The following is a 16,072-nucleotide window of genomic DNA, read 5'->3' on the forward strand; positions in this document are numbered from 1 at the left end:
GTGCTAGGATTCTCATTCTGTTTTGATTCCTATGTTTGATCCCCACGGAGGAAGCAATGTCTCGTTTGTTTTTTAACCTTATTTTCATTCTTGCGCTTTCTTTAAGCCTGGCTGCGCAGGACTCTAAACCAGCCAACGCCAGCCCTGCGCCTGCTCCAGTTCCAGCAGTTCCGCCTGCCCCGGCAGCCGGAAACGCGCAATCATCACCTGCAAGACCCGTAGCTCCCGCGCCAGGGAATGCAACTGCGGCGCCCGCACAACCGGAAGCTCCTGCGCAGCCTCCTCTGCCTCCCAGCACTCCGGTTATTACATTGAATTTTTGCCCAGGCGCTGCCCCGTCCAACGCTAATGCCGCTGCGAATGCTCCCAAAACTACATGCAAAAAAGTAATCACCAAAGCGGAATTCGATAGGGTCCTTGACGCCGCAATTCCACGCAGCCGCCGACCTGCGGGTGGTGATATTCCTTCGCAAGTCAAAGAGGCCGTAGCCAAGGAATATGTAAACATGTACATCATGTCGCACGAGGCTGAAAAAAGGGGCCTGCAGAATAAAGACCCACTCATCGAGGAGATGCTGCAGTTATCGCGCATGCAAGTCCTGGCCATGGCTTTAAACCAGGAACTGCAGGAAAACACCAAACTCTCCGATGCTGAAATCGAAAAGTATTACAACGATAATCCTTCAGCCTTCGCAGAAGTATCTCTGCGCCGGCTTTATATTCCCAAGCCCGCTCCGGCTCCCAATCCCACTTCAACTCCGGCGAACCCAACTGCGGCTAATGCAAATGATGCAACCCCAAAGCCGGCAGATGCGGATGCTTTAAAAGCTGCCGCTGATAAACTCCATGACCGCGCCGCCGCAGGCGAAGATCTGGACAAGTTGGAAAAAGAGGCCTTTGATGCCGCTGGCACAAAGCAAACGCCTCCGCCTACTCAGATGGGGAACCGGCGCCATGGCATTCTGCCTCCAGATCAGGATGCACTGGTCTTTGCTCTGGATGCAGGCGGGGTTTCAAAACTGTTCGACAATCCTGGCGGCTGGTACCTTTACAAGGTGGAATCCAAGCGCACCCTGCCTCTGAGCGACGTCAAAGAAGAGATCCAACGCAAGTTGCAGCCTGAAAAATTGAAGGATGCTCGTGATGCGATCACGGGAAATATTAAGAGTGATCTCAATGAAAAATACTTCGGAGGAGCGCCAACCTCCGGTCCGGCACCGGCTTCTGGGAAAGCCCCTTCGGCTCCGGCTAATAATGCAACTGACGAGCCCGCGTCTGCTCCGAAAACGAGCAAGGCAAAAACCGCCAACAATATAGTGCATAAAGCTCAGCCGGCAAAAACTCCGGCTGCTGCCAATGCGGCACATTGATTTAGCTCTGCAACTACTTCTTAGCTCTGAACAAACCCGCGATGCCGAATGAGTAAGGTTTCCATACGGCATCGCGGAATCCTGCTGCACGCATCCTCTTCAGCATCTCTTCAGGTTCGGGAAAGCGTTCTACAGAAGCGGGCAGATAGGCATAAGGCCCGCGAACGCCCGATATCATGCTGCCAATAAAGGGCAGCACACGGCGGAAGTACACGCGATAAATCTTCCCCAGCAATCCCTTAGGCTCGCCGAAATCAAGAATGCCGATCTCGCCTCCCGGCTTCAGCACTCGCAAAATTTCTTGCAGCCCGGCATCGTAATTGGCGAGGTTGCGAAAGCCGAAGGCCGAAACCACAAGATCAAAGCGCTCATCAGGCAATGGCAGTTGCAGCGCATCGGCCTCGATCAGCCGGATGTTTTTCGCCAATGTTTTTTTTGCCGCACGTTGCAGCATGGCATGAGAAAAATCCGCACCAATAATCGGCGATTGCAAAACTTCCCCCTGCCGCAAAAGCGCCAGCGTCATATCACCCGTTCCGCAACACAGGTCGAGCACCCGCGCCTCGGGTTGTTGAAGAATATGCTTGAACGTACGCGCCGTGCGCCACCACCAAAGCCGGTCAACATTGCAGGAAAGTACGTGGTTCAGCAGATCATAGCGCGGCGCAATGGCGGTAAACATCTCGCGCACCGCCTGCGACGCTGCGCTCTGGTCGCCCGCGCCGGCAGGCGCAGCTCCCACAATATGTTCGGATTTGGCAGCTTCGGCAGGCATCATGCGTGTGAAAGGTAACGCAGCTCATCCACCGCCTGCAGCACCGCCTTTTGCGGCACCTCGCTCGAAATCTGCACCTTCCCGATCTCGCTCGGCAAAACAAAATGGGTCACACCATTGGCGGTCTTTTTGTCAGAGAGAATCCGGCGAGCAATGTTCTTGCTGCGCACTTCGACTTTAGGCAAAGTGGCGTAAGCCAGCACCGAATTGATGATCCGCTGCGCGGTTTCTGCGGAAGTTTTTTGCATCGCGGCTGCGATCATCGAAGCCGCCACCATGCCCCAGGCGACTGCTTCTCCGTGCAGGAAGTAGCGGTATGAGGTTTCCGCTTCGAGGGCGTGGCCAATGGTATGGCCAAAGTTGAGGATACGGCGCAAATCGTTTTCCCGTTCGTCTGCTTCTACGACTTCAGCTTTGACTCGAATGCATTCCGTGATGAGCCATTCCAGCGCCGCAGGATCGCGTGCCAGAACGCGCTCACGCTCTTTCTCCATGAAATCAAAAATTGCCGCGTTGCGGATCACCCCGCACTTCAGGGCCTCATACAGTCCGGAGCGGTATTCACGCTCCGGCAAAGTCGCGAGTGTGGCGATATCGGCCAGCACCAGCCGGGGCTGATGAAACGTTCCCAAAAGATTTTTCCCCGAGGCCAGGTTGACCGCGGTTTTGCCGCCGACAGAGGCATCCACTTGTGCAAGAAAGGTAGTGGGCACCTGTATACAAGGGATGCCGCGCATATAGATTGAGGCCAGCATTCCAGAGACATCTCCCACCACGCCTCCGCCCAGCGCAATCACAAACGACCCGCGGTCCGCCCCCAGCTTTACCATTTTCTCGGCGAGCTGTTCCACCGTGGAGATGTTTTTGTAGCGCTCACCATTGCGCATCTCCAGTACATGGAATTGAATTCCCTTTTTCTTCAGCGAACCCAGCAGCGTCTTCTCCCAATGTTTGCGTACAGGCGGAACTGTGACCACAAAAGCTCGCCCGCTGCCGCTGGCACGTCCCAGCGCAGCAGTGATTTCATCAGCAGCAGAGCTGAGCAGACCGCTGCCAATAACTGCTTCATACGCTTGTGGCTTTACCCGAACCGATACTCGATGCACGCTTTCATCATAACGTACAACTGCTTTCATAAATAGTTTTTGAATCCGCAGCTACGAATGAAGGGATGTCGCGCCTCTGCTAGTGCTCATAAAAGACCTGCATCTTGAGCGAGGCGCTTGCGCCGAGTCGAAGGACCCCGAGGATATCTCCATCGCCATGCCGCCGCAAGGCATTCTATGAAGAACGCTGGTAGCAGCCTTCTTTTGGCTGCGGAGCCCTTAGATGAAATGCTACCATCGAATGTTGGACTAATTGGTTAGACTAGCTCCGTCCATGAAATCCATCCCCAAGGAAACAGACTTCATCGTTGTAGGAGCCGGGGTTGCCGGTCTGCGCGCCGCTATCGAGCTCGCGGAAGCCGGACGCGTGTTGGTGCTGGCCAAGCGCGAACTCAGTGAATCCGCTACGCAGTATGCCCAGGGCGGCATCGCTGTCGCGTTGAGCGACGAAGATGATATTGGACTGCATCTGCAGGATACGCTCGATGCCGGCGACGGCTTATGCAACCCTGAAGCTGCCCGCGTGCTCGTGGAAGAGGGGCCGGAACGAATCCAGGAACTGATTGATTGGGGAACCGCCTTTGACCGCCATGGCACCAAGCTAACCTTTACCCGTGAAGGGGCCCATAGCCGCTCCCGCGTTCTGCACGCCCATGGCGACTCCACCGGACGCGAAATTGGCAGGGCGCTTCAAGCCAAAGCCCGTACTCTGGCCAATATTTCTTTCAGCGATTTTGAATTCAGTACCGATCTTTGGCTGCACGACGGCCGCGTGAGCGGAATCGAGTTGATCGATGAGTCTGGAGGAATTCATCGTCTTAAAGCTTCAGCAGTTTTGCTGGCCACCGGCGGCATCGGACAGGTTTATAGCGAAACCACCAATCCCCCGATTGCCACCGGCGATGGCGTTTCCATGGCCTTTCGCGCCGGCGCCGAAATCAGCGATATGGAGTTCGTACAATTCCATCCCACTGCTCTCTACGTAAAAAACACTCCCCGCTTCCTGATCTCCGAGGCTCTGCGCGGCGAAGGTGCAAAGTTGCGCAATATGGAGATGCTGCGTTTCATGCCTAAGTATCACGAGATGGCGGAGCTGGCGCCGCGCGATGTGGTGGCGCGCGCTATTGTGCATGAGATGGAGGTCATCCCCGCACGCGACCCCGTGGTCTACCTGGATCTGACCCATTTGAGCGCAGAGCGCATAAAATCGCGCTTCCCGCGTATTTACGAGACCTGCCTGCAATACAACATTGATATCAGCACAGATATGATTCCGGTTCGCCCCGCGGCCCACTATGCCATGGGTGGCGTACGTACTGATCTCGACGGCAAAACCAACCTGCCCGGGCTGTTCGCCGCCGGAGAAGTTGCCGCCACAGGTGTCCATGGCGCCAATCGCCTGGCGAGCAATTCCCTTTTGGAAGGCGTGGTCTTTGGCGGGCGCGCGGGCAGAGCTATGCGGGAGGCTTTGCACCTGCAAAAAAATACATCCACTCTCGCTTCAACGGAAAACAAACAGCAATTGCACCACTCCAGCCCAGACCTAAACCCAAAACAACTTGAAACCCACATTCAGGCGCTGCGCAAATTGATATGGCAAGATGCAGGCATCGTCCGTGACGGCAAGAAGTTGCAGCATTGCATTGCTGAGCTGAAGAAAGCGCAAGACCTTCTACCCCAGCCAAAATCCCGGCGTGAGTGGGAAGCCCACAACATAGCCATCAACGGCATGCTGATCGCCTGCTCTGCTCTCGCGAGAAAAGAAAGCCGCGGAGCACACTATCGCACCGATTTCCCTCAGCACAACGACACTCAGTTTAAGAAGCATTCCATCATGCATGGCCCAGACATTCGCTTCGCCTAACTAACTGTCTTTTCTTTCTGTTTCTGCGGAAATATGAGCGACGCTGCAACCGAAATCACCAGAATGCCGGCCACAACTCCCAGCGCCCAACCTGTAGGGATAACAAAGTAATGAGAGAGCAGCATCTTGGCTCCAATGAACACCAGAATGACGGCAAGCCCTTCGTTCAGATAATGGAAAATTTCCATCATCCCTGCCAGAGCAAAGTAGATGGAACGCAGTCCAAGAATGGCAAACACATTCGACGTATAGACAATAAAAGGGTCCGGGGTGACCGCCAGCACTGCCGGAATGGAATCCGTAGCAAACAGGACATCTGTGGTTTCCACCACCAGCAGCACAAAAAACAACGGCGTTGCCCATAGCTCAGGTCCACGCCGGACAAAAAACTTGCTGCCTTCGAAGTTTTCTGTCACCCGCACAAAACGGCGGACCAGCTTGAGCACCGGGTTCTTCTCCGGGTGGACCTCCTGCTCATCTTCCCTGAATAGCCGGATGCCGGTATAAACCAAAAACGCGCCAAACAAGTAGATGATCCAGGAAAACCTTCTCAGCAGAGACACGCCCAGCACAATGAAAATACCGCGGGTCACCAGCGCGCCGATGATTCCCCAAAATAGGATCTTGTGCTGCAGCTCATCTCCAACTTTGAAAAAGCGGAAGATGACCAGGAAGACAAAAAGATTATCTGCGCTTAAAGACTCTTCAATAAGATAGCCGGTGGTAAACTCCAGCGCCTTCTGGCTGCCTCCGCGATAGAACACCAAAGCAGCGAAGGCAGCCGCCAGCAAGGTCCAGAAAAGGGCTCCAGCTATGGCCTCACGAAACTTGATGGCGCGCGGCTTGCGATGCAAAACCAGCAGGTCCAGCGCCAGCAGCACCAGAACACCGGCGTTAAAGAAAACCCAAAACCAGATTCCCTCGTTCATGCGCTCTGCCGATTGTACAGAAAGCGCTACTCTGCCAAACCGTGAATCCGAATTTTTCCATTGGAAGACAATTGGCCGGTGCCAAACGAGATGGGTAGAGACGTAGCTGGCTACGTCTCCAATTGGCATCTTGCAGAAACCTTCGCTTAGACAAGAGCCCAAGCTGAAGAGGCCTTAGCGGGTCATCTGCCTCTGCGTACCTCTAGCATCCTCTGCGGTTTAATTTTTTGCGCTAGTGCTATTTGGCCGCCGCGAGTTCAGACTTCTTTTTGTCGCCCTCAAAAAACTCTTCAATCTCTTCCAACGTCTTACCCTTAGTCTCAGGCAGGAAGAATGCCGCAGTGATGAAATAAATTACGGTGCACGCCGCAAACATGAAGAACATGAAGGAGTAGCCATGTTTGCCTACCGTGGGCAAAAAGATTGCTGCAATTGTGGTGGATACCGCCTGGTTAATCAAGAGCGCGATGCTCATGCCGTTCGAGCGAATGCGCGTGGGCATGAGTTCAGAGAGGGCCAGCCACACGCAAACCCCAGGGCCGACCGCGAAGAACGCCATGAAAAGATAGAGCGTGATGGCCACCAGCCAACCATTCTTCTGGCTGGGCACAGGAGTAATCAATGCAGCGTCAATCTTGAGCGGGGCTGTTCTTGCCGCCTCAAGGTTGGCAGATGGAGACTTGAAAAATGCTTCCACCGCGCTGCCGGGCAGCTTGCGTTCGATGCTTATCGGCTTTGCCGCAACGTCATTGGAAATAGCGACGCTGGTAGCATCACGAAAGTCCCCATAGGAGTAGATAACCACGATTGACGATGGACGGCCACTGATAACATTACCGGCCTCGCCTTTTGCGGCGAGCAGTGAATCAGCCGTCTTCTGATCGAAAGGCAGAGTCAAACTCTGATCTGGGGTCACCAGTTTCTGGACCGCATCTTTAGCATCCACCTGCTTTTGCTCTGTCCTTTGGAAGAGGATGCCCGTACATGCCAGCGAAATAATGATGCCCGCAGTCCCCACCGAAAGCAGGAACTTGCGTCCTTTGCGGTCCACCAGCGCAACCGCGACCATGGTCATTAAGAAATTGACGATGCTGAAGACCAGGTTGCCCCAGTGGGCCTGGAAGTCGGTAAGGCCTCCCTGCAGGAGAATCGTGGTGTTGTAGGCGATGATTGAATTCACGCCTGTGAGTTGATTGCAGGCCAGAATAATGCAGGCCATGACAAAGGGGATCACGTACTTGCGGCGCAACAGTGATTCCTTGATCTTCTCCCCTTTTGAGCCCTTGGCGCTTTCCGCGGCAGCGGTTGCTTCCATCTCCTTGAGCTCGGCGGTTGCCTGCTCTTCGCTGCGCGAACGAAGAAGAGCAGCATAAGCTGCCTCCTTCTTGCCGCGACGGAAGAGCCAGCGCGGAGATTCAGCCACGATAAAGCTGCCGATCACGAACACAATGCCCGGCGGCAGAGAAAACCAAAAAGTATTGCGCCAGGCATGATCTTTGAAGACAAATATCTGGGCGGCATCGCCAAGTTTCGTAATGAGATCCAGGCGACCACTGAAATACAAGGTAATGCTGGCTGCGACCACAAAGCCGAAGGTCAACATCCACTGGAAGATAGCGGTGCCTTTGCCGCGGCTTGATGCGTTCAGGCACTCCGCCAGATACAGAGGAATCACCACCCCGATCAGGCCGGCGCTGGTGCCTTGCAGCAAGCGGCCGAAAACCAGGGTCCAATAGGTGTGAGAAAGCGCAATCATGGGAATGCTGATCACGAACATGATGCCGCTGAGCGCCATCAACCATTTGCGTCCCATCCAGTCTGCCAACAAGCCGGCAAACAGAGTCGAGATCACGCTGCCCAGCAGTACTGCGGCGACAATAAAAGAAAGCTGGCTTGCATTGAAACCAGAAGTGGCTTCAAGGTAGGGCAATGCGCCCGAGATAATGCCCACGTCTACTCCGTACAGCAAACCACCAAGCCCTGCTACCAGCAACAGAAAGCGGTTATAACCGACCTTGCTTTCACCTAAACTCTGGCTCATATCTTCGATTCCTTTTCAGATGAGATTTCGGCTGCTGTCCAGGTTCGCGGCAAAAATGCGCAGCCACAACAGCCCGATTGAGGGGTGGTGAGCTTCACTATTGTTTTCCCTCCGCTTGACGTCCGCGATTGCTATTGAGCCAACCGGACCACAGATCAAAAATCTTCAACTGTTCGTCCAAGTGGGTCTCCTGTAAAAGCTGTTCTATTTGCTTGCGGTTCTGCCGTGTGCCAAAGCGCTGCGGACTGTCGGCAAGCTCGAATGCCAGCGCCGCTGCTATGGCCACGTGTTTCTTCAACTGCACAAAATCAACTTTGTCGTAGGTATCGGAGGTGGCGTGGTAATTCTCCAAGTAATTCGCTTCCTTCTGGTTTGCTACAAACGTGGGCACGCCCTCCAGCAGAAAATCGAAATTGTCAGTTCCGACAAAAGCGTCGGTGGTGAGACCTGTGGCTTTCCACTGTTGGAATGGTTTAACCAATTCCGTGGCCGCGGGGAGCAGTTCGTTGCGTCCTCCCAAAGAGAAACCCGTGGTCGCTCCCGTACCCTCATCAAAAACGATGGCTGCAACCGCGTTGTCGAGTTCCTTGCGATGATCGTGGACGTAAGCCCACGAGCCGAGCGTTCCCTGCTCCTCGCCAGAAAATAGGATGAACCTGATCGACCGCCGCGGCTTCAGCCCGCTGGCTTCGATCGCGCGCAACGCGTCAATCACCAGCGCCGCGTTGCAGCCGTTGTCCAGCGCGCCGGTGCCCAACTCCCAGGAATCCAGGTGCGCTCCCAGCACCACGAACTCATCCGGTTTCTCGCTGCCGCGAATTTCGGCAATCACATTGTTGCTTTCCACCGGACCACCAACTTGATTAGGAATGCTCAGGCTTACTTCTACTTTCTGCCCGACGGCAATTAGGCGACCGATACGCTCGCCATCCTCGCGTGCCAGCAAAACCATGGGCAACGGCGCAAGATTTCCATTCAGCGTGTTGATATGACGATAGAGGATGTCATGCTCGCGGGTGGCAATAAAAGCGATAGCCGCTGCTTTTCCATGGACTGCAGCTTCAATAATGGATGGCGCTTTGAGATATTCCGCGAAAAGATCGTCCCAGCTTTTCAGCACATCGCTGTGCACTAGAATAATCGCGCCCGCAATGTTTTTTGCATTATGGAAGTTGGCCAGGCTGCCATCACCCACGTCCACTACACGCGCGCGCACCAGGCCGCGCAGAGGTGGCGCCCACGCAATTGAAACCGCCCGGACTTTGAAATCAACCGGCGCGACTACCCCAACCTTGGTTGCGCCTTCCGTCCAGGAAACAGGCAGGGTAAACGGTTCAACGTGGACATTCTCTTCGCCCGCGTTCTTAAATGCATCCACCGCCCACACGATTGCCTTTTGCATCGCCGGAGTACCCGGAACGCGTCCGCCGACCTCGTCGGTCAGAACGCGCAGGTTCTGCTCCAGGGCCGAAGGCTTGAGAGCCTCTGTAATGATCTTGTCGGTATCGGCTGAAGATTGTCCCCAGGCGGCAAGAGGCAGCAGCGCAGTCAAAAAGAGTGGAAAACAAAAGCAAAATCTGCGTGAAAGTGGAAGTGTCGTGTTGGCTGCAACAAGATTCATGACTGTTCTTTACGCAAGTTTGGCCACAAACCGAACCCACTGGTAAAATAAAGTTCTCCGCAACAGGTTGTCTGCTGCCTGTCACGTGGGGCTATAGCTCAGCTGGGAGAGCGCATCGTTCGCAACGATGAGGTCGTCGGTTCGATCCCGACTAGCTCCACCAAAAACCTTACGAGTGTTTTCAAAAACAAGTTTTGCAAGATCACGATTGAACCACACCGGCCAACTAACATACCAGCCAAAGCTCTTCTGCTTTGTATCAGGGCACGGCTTCAGCCCCTGCGAATCAAAAGTTTATCGCCTCTAAAGATTTTGAAACGCTTTATAAACTTTGAATCAACCGCACATCTTATCTGAATCTGCGAATCCGCAGTGTGTGCCGGTCTGAGCGATAGAGGCCCAGCACGTAAAGAATAGCTTTGCCTTGTGTGGAATATATGATCTGGCGAATTCTGAGCAGCGGCGCTCCTCGCGTAACCGCCAACAGCTCCGCTGTTCTAGGATCGGCCGCTGTTGCATCAATCTCTTCATCCGCATGGGCCAGTTCGAGCCCGTGCTCGCGCTCCAGCAGTGCAAACAACGAACCTCGTTCCAGAGGCACCCGCGCCATATTAGCGAATTCGTCCGCGGGAAAATAACAGGTTTCGAGGGCAAACGGTTCATTGGCCGCTTGTCTGAGCCGCTCTACCATCAGCAGCCGGCTGGTGGCGGGTAAAGCCAGGCGCGCCGCAATGTCATTGGCGTTATCGATGACACTCGAACTCAAGACTCGGGAGCGCGCCGATAGTCCCCTGCTCGCCATCTCCTCGCTCAGGCTTGTTAATTTGTTGAAGTGAATTTTGGGTGGAGCGACAAAGGTACCGGATCCTCGCCGGCGCTCCACCAGACCTTCGCGTTGAAGCTCTGCCAGAGCATGGCGTGCGGTCATAAGACTCACACGATGGATTTTCGCTAGCTCTCTCTCTGAATCCACGGCATCACCAGGTTTGAGCAGCCCTTTTTCGATCCGCTCTCGTATCGTGCCCTGGATTCTCTGGTAAGCCGGGGGCCAGTTGCCATTATTGCGCGCCAATGTTTCGCCTCTCTATCTTGAAGGTCAAGGGTCAAGCCATCATGAGTGCTATGATGCTCTTTGTAAAGGCCAACCTGCTATAGAGCAGATAAGCCCATTATTAAGTCATAGTTGGGTTACAGGTGCTCAATTTTTCCCTTGACAAATGTCCCAACTGCTATATAGCTTATACCAATTCACAAAGAGAGGCGCAAGTCCTCATTTATAAGTCCGAGGTTCTTGGCAGTTTCTCATAACTAAAAATTTTTCAAGGAGGGTGCTGTGAGACAGAAATCCGATTCAATAAAAAGACTTGTATCAATATGTACTCTATTCTTCTTAATTGCGTTCCTTATAAGCGTGCCCGCGTTGGCTCAGGAAGTTACGGCTGGCATCACAGGCACCGTCGTCGATCAGGGCGGCTCGCCGGTCAAGGGCGCAATCGTCACGGCAACAGACACGGATCGCGGAACATCCTTTTCCAGCGAAACGAACGACACCGGCGCTTTCAATATTGCGCGCGTCCCGGTTGGAACTTATAAGGTCAAGGCATCGTCTCAGGGATTCCAGACGGCAGTTTATCCGCCGTTCACTCTGGTGCTGAATCAGACCGCCCGCCTCGATTTCAAATTGAAGGTTGGCCAAGTCACAGAGTCGGTCGAGGTCACAAGTACCGCTCCGGTGCTTCAGACCGAAACCACTGAACTCAGCACGATTATCGATGCACGTGCCAACACTACTTTGCCTCTGGCTACGAGGAACTATAACCAACTTAGTTTGCTTGCTCCGGGTTCTGTAAGCACCAACCCCGGGTCCTTCACAGGTGCCCAGGCCTCATTCCAGGTCGGTCGTCCTTACATCAACGGTAACCGCGAGCAGACCAACAACTACATTCTGGATGGAATGGATAACAACCAGATTGACAACAACGATGTAGCTTATGCTCCCAGCGTTGACGCCATTCAGGAATTCAACCTCATTACCCAGAACGCATCGGCAGAATTTGGCAACTATCTGGGTGGTGTGATCAACGCCAGCATTAAGTCCGGCACGAACCATTATCACGGAGATGTCTTCTGGTTTGTCCGCAATGATAAGTTCAATGCCAACACCTGGGCCAACGGCCTCACTCGTGGCGGCCCTTTCACTCCTGGAGCCACAAACCGGGATGGCACCGGGCGTAAACCGTTGCTGCGTTGGAACGAATTCGGCGGAACGGTTGGCGGCCCGATTATTAAAAATAAACTGTTTTTCTTTGCAGATTTTCAGGGATCGCGCTTTGATCAGCCCGGCACCAACCAGCAATTCACGGTCTTCACCGCCAGAGAACGAACTGGTGATTTTGGAGAGTTCTGCACTGCCGGATTTACGGGCGGTATCTGTAACAATCTTGCCCAGCAGCTTTACAATCCTTTTTCAAGTGCGAATCCGACAACTCGCACCCCATTCTTGAACAACCAAATTCCTGCCGGCCTCTTCAGTCCAGCAGCTCGGGCTATTCTTACTTCTGCGCTGTATCCCTTGCCCATCAATGGGGGCACACAAAATAACCAGACCAACTTTACGCATAGCAATACCAACACCAATCAGGGCGACTTCAAAATTGATTGGACGCCGGGTGAAAAAGACCGCGTTTTCTTTCGGTATTCGCAACAAGGAGTAACCAACCCAACCACCAATAGCCAAAAATTGATCGGCGACACGTTGAATGATTTTCCGCTTCAAAACGGCGTAGTGGATTGGACCAGGACAATCACTCCCTCGGTAGTCAATGATGGCCGCATCGGCATCAGCTACTTCCCTGTTACGCTTGGCGTGTCGAACCCCACTGGCCAAAACTTGGCCCAGGTCTTTGGCATTGCTGGTGTACCTGATACGCTTCTGCCTCAATTAAACCTGAGCGGTGGCTTTATAAACGGAGCTGGTAATTTCGTCGGCAACAACGATGCCAAGAACCAGTTTGCTGATACCGTAATCCAGGCTGAGGACACCGTAACCTGGACCGTCGGCAAGCATACATGGCACATTGGTACGCAGCTCTTCCGCTATCGCACCAACATCTTCTATCCCGGTAACGAAGGTTTGGCTGGTCAGCTCTTCTTCAACGGTCAATTTACCAGCCGTGGTGCCGCCTCGCCAGGCATGGGTGAAGCAGACTTCCTGCTGGGACTTCCGAACCAGATTGGACTCGGCTCAGGCGCGGGTTCTCGCGGCATGCGCAACCTCATCTATTCCGCATTCGCGCAGGATAACTGGCGCATCACCAATAATCTGACTTTGAATCTGGGCCTGCGCTACGAACTCACCACCGCCCGGCATGAAGTCCATGATCTGGCAACCAACTACGGCCTTTTGACCGGCCAGGTTCAACTGGCTGGCCAGAACGGAGCCAGTGAATCCCTCTATAACACCTATAACGGCATCACCAACTTCCAGCCGCGCATCGGCTTGGCTTGGTCGCCGGACTTCTTGAAGAACACGGTTTTCCGTGCCGCTTATGGCATCTCCAACTTCGCCGAAAGCACTGGCACCAACAACCTGCTCTTCCAGAATCCGCCGTTTACCATTCCTCACAATGTCACTTATCTGACGACGCAAGCTCTTCCAGCTACAACTCTGGATCAGGGCTTCTCGTCATTTCCCACTGCGGCCTGCACGCCTGCGGCAGCGCTTGCTTCAGCGCCTGCGTGCTTCCAAAGTTCAACCCTTCACGCCTTTGACCCCAACTTCCGTCCTGCGGTTTCCCAGCAGTGGAACGTTAGTATCCAGCACCAGTTTGGGCGATCAACAACTCTCCAGATGGGTTACGTTGGCCAAAGAACTCAGCACTTGGTGGATATCTATCGGGCAGACCAGTTGGTGTTAAACCCGAACGGTACTACTTCACCGAGTCCTTTCCTGTCTGGGAACCCGACTCTTAAGGGTGAAGCTGGTTTCGTTAGAGTCACCGAATCGGGCGCCTTTGCCAATTACCATGCATTACAGACAGTTTTTCAACAGCGCCTTTCAGATGGGCTCCAGTTCCAGGCCAACTACACCTTCTCAAAATGTCTGAATAACTCCTCGGGCTTCTTCGCTCAATATGGCGATACCCAACCTGGTAAGACCCAGGCGGGCAACGATTACTTCTTCTTCCAGAACACCTTCAACAAGAGAGGGGATTATGGTCTGTGCCCGAATGACGTGAAGCACGCCTTCAATGGTTACGTTAGCTATGACCTGCCCTATGGGCACGGTCGCAAGTTTGGTAGCCATGCAAATGCTGTTCTCAACGCCATTGCTGGAGAGTGGCAGGTAAACTCCATCTTTAACTTCCACACTGGGTTCCCGATTACCGCTCAAGGCCCTGACAATTCCGGAACGGGCTCAGTCTTTCCTCGTGCAAATTGTCTTTCAGGTGTTTCTCATGATGGGTCGCAGCGATACCTGTTCGGTCCTACCGGCCTTCCTACAGGCATTCAATGGCTTAACCCTGCCGCAGTCACGGCCGCTCTGCCTGGCACCTTCGGCAATTGCGCCGTTGGCAGCTTCCGTGGCCCCGCCTTAACAACCGCTGATCTGAGTGTTTCCAAGCACTTCTCCATCACGGAACGACAGGACCTGGAGTTTAGGGTTGAAGCCATCAACTTCACTAACACCCCAATCTTCGCAGCTCCAGCAGATCGTGTTGGACCAACCTTCGGCCAGGTTACTCAGGCCCAGGGAGAACGCAACGTTCAGTTCGCTTTGAAATATCACTTCTAACCTGACGCCTTTCGGTCAAGTCAGAATTAACCTTGCGGAACCGTTACCTTAACCGGTAACGGTTCCGCATTTTCTTTTAGTGATATTCTGGCGCAGAGTGTTAAATCGCAGTGTAGTGGTTCAGTTGACGTAGCGCCGGCGTCTCGCCGGCTGTTGTGTCGGTGGTCTTGTCTTAACTCCTGTGGATAGAAATCTAAAACTGTATAACCACCAAATCACACAGAACCAAACCGCATATATGTGTAGATATCAGTTATGTTGTCATGCATCACCAAACACCCTTTGGACGGCATTTGCAGATATGATTGGCCTCATAAAACCGGCTTCTGCACCGGTCGTTGGCAAGGCCACGTGCTTTCGATTGCTGCGATCTTGGAAGAGAAGACGTGTTGAGTGGCCGAGGCAAGGCATTGACCAACCAAGCCGTCTAGGGGAGGTTGAACTTGAGGTGGTCTCAGTCGCAACTTCTCAACTTCCGGATCGCCCGTTATGCGTTCAAGTGGAACCGGACACAGTTCACTTCTCGTCGAAGGTCTCTGACCTCTTCGCTAGTCAAAGGATTTGTGTCTCTCTTTGGCTCTGTGGAGGTTTTACTTCTTCGGACTTGGTGCGACCCCACCGGGAACGGTTCCTTCGAACTTCAGGATGAGCCCTTTCCTTCCAACGGCCCAGCCGCGGTGCGCGTCCGCGAAGCCGATCGTGTTGGTGTGCTCCTCGTTCATCTGCTCCCAGTTCTTTCCTCGATCAATCGAGTAGTCGATTCCGGTTGGTCCAACCGCGAACACGGTGGGACCGGGCGTGTCCGGCACAACCGCGACACCCCAGCGGTATCCCGCGGGACGGTGGCTGCTCTCCTTCCAAGTCTTGCCGCCGTCGTCACTGTAGGCGGAATTTGGCTTCACAACCTGCGGATGATCATAGTCTCCGCCGACGATCACCAGCCGGTCGGCATCCACGACGGCGATCGAGAAGACGCCCTGGTTCAGGCCGGTGACGAGCGGCGCCTCGGAGGCGGTCCACGTCTTGCCGGAATCGGCAGTGTGGAAGACGCGTGATGCGTTTTCGGTCACGAACCACGCCCGCCAGTTTTCCTTTCTCCCTTTCTCCTCAGCATACGTTGCGATGCAGGTTCCAGAGGCCGGCGAGCCTTCACCGTTCTTTGCCGGAGGTATCGTGTTCGACTGAAGCGGCACCCAGTACGCGCCGCCGTCGGAGGTTGTCAGCAGCTCGGGCTTACCGTCCAATGGGTCGCCGACCACGATGCCGTGCGTCGCGTCCCAGAAGGCCATGCAATCGAGGAACGCCTTCGGGTTCTGCTCTGTGTATTCCAGCAACCAGTTCTTGCCAGCATCCGTCGTCTTGTAGATGCGCGACTCGTTGCCCTTTCCGATCGACAGCAGGTAAGCGGTCTCGCCGTCGATGGCGTACACGTCGCGAAAGTCGAGCTTCTCGGCCCCGGCGACCGTCCCGGCCTGCCACGTCTCGCCGCCGTCTGTGGTACGAACGAATGTCCCGCCCGTGCCGCTGACCCAAACGACGTTACCGTTGACGATGCTCAATCCGTGCAGGCT

The 16,072-nt window shown here is 54.2% G+C and carries 10 protein-coding genes and 1 tRNA gene; 4 read left to right on the forward strand and 7 right to left on the reverse strand.

Annotation, left to right across the window (positions count from 1 at the left end; all coding sequences use genetic code 11):
* Positions 1-56: 56 nt before the first annotated feature.
* A complete protein-coding gene (locus tag VK738_02905) occupies positions 57-1,370 on the forward strand; it encodes a peptidylprolyl isomerase (protein HTD21573.1) in 1,314 nt (437 codons plus the stop codon).
* A gap of 13 nt (positions 1,371-1,383) precedes the next feature.
* On the opposite strand, the gene ubiE is transcribed toward VK738_02905, so the two are convergent.
* Both ubiE and aroB read right to left on the reverse strand, forming a co-directional pair.
* Positions 1,384-2,148 (reverse strand): bifunctional demethylmenaquinone methyltransferase/2-methoxy-6-polyprenyl-1,4-benzoquinol methylase UbiE, encoded by a 765-nt coding sequence (ubiE, locus tag VK738_02910; GenBank protein HTD21574.1) that lies wholly within the window; start codon positions 2,146-2,148, stop codon positions 1,384-1,386.
* On the reverse strand, positions 2,145-3,281 hold the full coding sequence (gene aroB, locus VK738_02915) for a 3-dehydroquinate synthase (protein HTD21575.1): 1,137 nt from the start codon (positions 3,279-3,281) through the stop codon (positions 2,145-2,147). Before aroB ends, ubiE begins: the two co-directional genes overlap by 4 nt.
* A 244-nt stretch (positions 3,282-3,525) precedes the next feature.
* Here aroB and nadB point away from each other — a divergent pair, with 244 nt between their 5' ends.
* Positions 3,526-5,115, forward strand: coding sequence for an L-aspartate oxidase (gene nadB, locus VK738_02920; protein HTD21576.1), 1,590 nt, complete (start codon positions 3,526-3,528; stop codon positions 5,113-5,115).
* On the opposite strand, the gene VK738_02925 is transcribed toward nadB, so the two are convergent.
* From VK738_02925 to VK738_02935, 3 genes are all read right to left on the reverse strand, one after another.
* A complete protein-coding gene (locus VK738_02925; protein ID HTD21577.1) occupies positions 5,112-6,044 on the reverse strand; it encodes a TerC family protein in 933 nt (310 codons plus the stop codon). The genes nadB and VK738_02925 overlap by 4 nt on opposite strands.
* A 238-nt stretch (positions 6,045-6,282) precedes the next feature.
* Complete coding sequence (locus tag VK738_02930; protein HTD21578.1) at positions 6,283-8,085, reverse strand: MFS transporter; 1,803 nt, start codon at positions 8,083-8,085, stop codon at positions 6,283-6,285.
* Positions 8,086-8,182: 97 nt separating this feature from the next.
* Positions 8,183-9,706 carry a M20/M25/M40 family metallo-hydrolase gene (locus tag VK738_02935; GenBank protein HTD21579.1) on the reverse strand — a complete coding sequence of 508 codons (1,524 nt, stop codon included), beginning with the start codon at positions 9,704-9,706 and terminating at the stop codon, positions 8,183-8,185.
* Positions 9,707-9,793: 87 nt separating this feature from the next.
* Here VK738_02935 and VK738_02940 point away from each other — a divergent pair.
* Positions 9,794-9,869, forward strand: a tRNA-Ala gene (locus VK738_02940).
* Between the two features lie 186 nt (positions 9,870-10,055).
* Here VK738_02940 and VK738_02945 read toward each other — a convergent pair.
* Positions 10,056-10,778 carry a GntR family transcriptional regulator gene (locus tag VK738_02945; GenBank protein HTD21580.1) on the reverse strand — a complete coding sequence of 241 codons (723 nt, stop codon included), beginning with the start codon at positions 10,776-10,778 and terminating at the stop codon, positions 10,056-10,058.
* A gap of 348 nt (positions 10,779-11,126) precedes the next feature.
* On the opposite strand from VK738_02945, the gene VK738_02950 reads away from it, so the two are divergent.
* A complete protein-coding gene (locus tag VK738_02950; GenBank protein ID HTD21581.1) occupies positions 11,127-14,501 on the forward strand; it encodes a TonB-dependent receptor in 3,375 nt (1,124 codons plus the stop codon).
* A gap of 590 nt (positions 14,502-15,091) precedes the next feature.
* Here the strand turns inward: VK738_02950 and VK738_02955 are convergent.
* A partial coding sequence (locus VK738_02955) for a hypothetical protein (GenBank protein ID HTD21582.1) occupies positions 15,092-16,072 on the reverse strand: 981 nt, incomplete at its 5' end.

This window comes from Terriglobales bacterium (genome assembly GCA_035487355.1).
GTDB lineage: Bacteria > Acidobacteriota > Terriglobia > Terriglobales > Acidobacteriaceae > QIAW01.

Coding starts and splice junctions, on each gene's coding strand:
- aroB (HTD21575.1), bottom strand. CDS start 3,281: ATGAAAGCAGTTGTACGTTATGATGAAAGCGTGCATCGAGTATCGGTT.
- nadB (HTD21576.1), top strand. CDS start 3,526: ATGAAATCCATCCCCAAGGAAACAGACTTCATCGTTGTAGGAGCCGGG.
- VK738_02925 (HTD21577.1), bottom strand. CDS start 6,044: ATGAACGAGGGAATCTGGTTTTGGGTTTTCTTTAACGCCGGTGTTCTG.
- VK738_02935 (HTD21579.1), bottom strand. CDS start 9,706: ATGAATCTTGTTGCAGCCAACACGACACTTCCACTTTCACGCAGATTT.
- VK738_02905 (HTD21573.1), top strand. CDS start 57: ATGTCTCGTTTGTTTTTTAACCTTATTTTCATTCTTGCGCTTTCTTTA.
- ubiE (HTD21574.1), bottom strand. CDS start 2,148: ATGATGCCTGCCGAAGCTGCCAAATCCGAACATATTGTGGGAGCTGCG.
- VK738_02930 (HTD21578.1), bottom strand. CDS start 8,085: ATGAGCCAGAGTTTAGGTGAAAGCAAGGTCGGTTATAACCGCTTTCTG.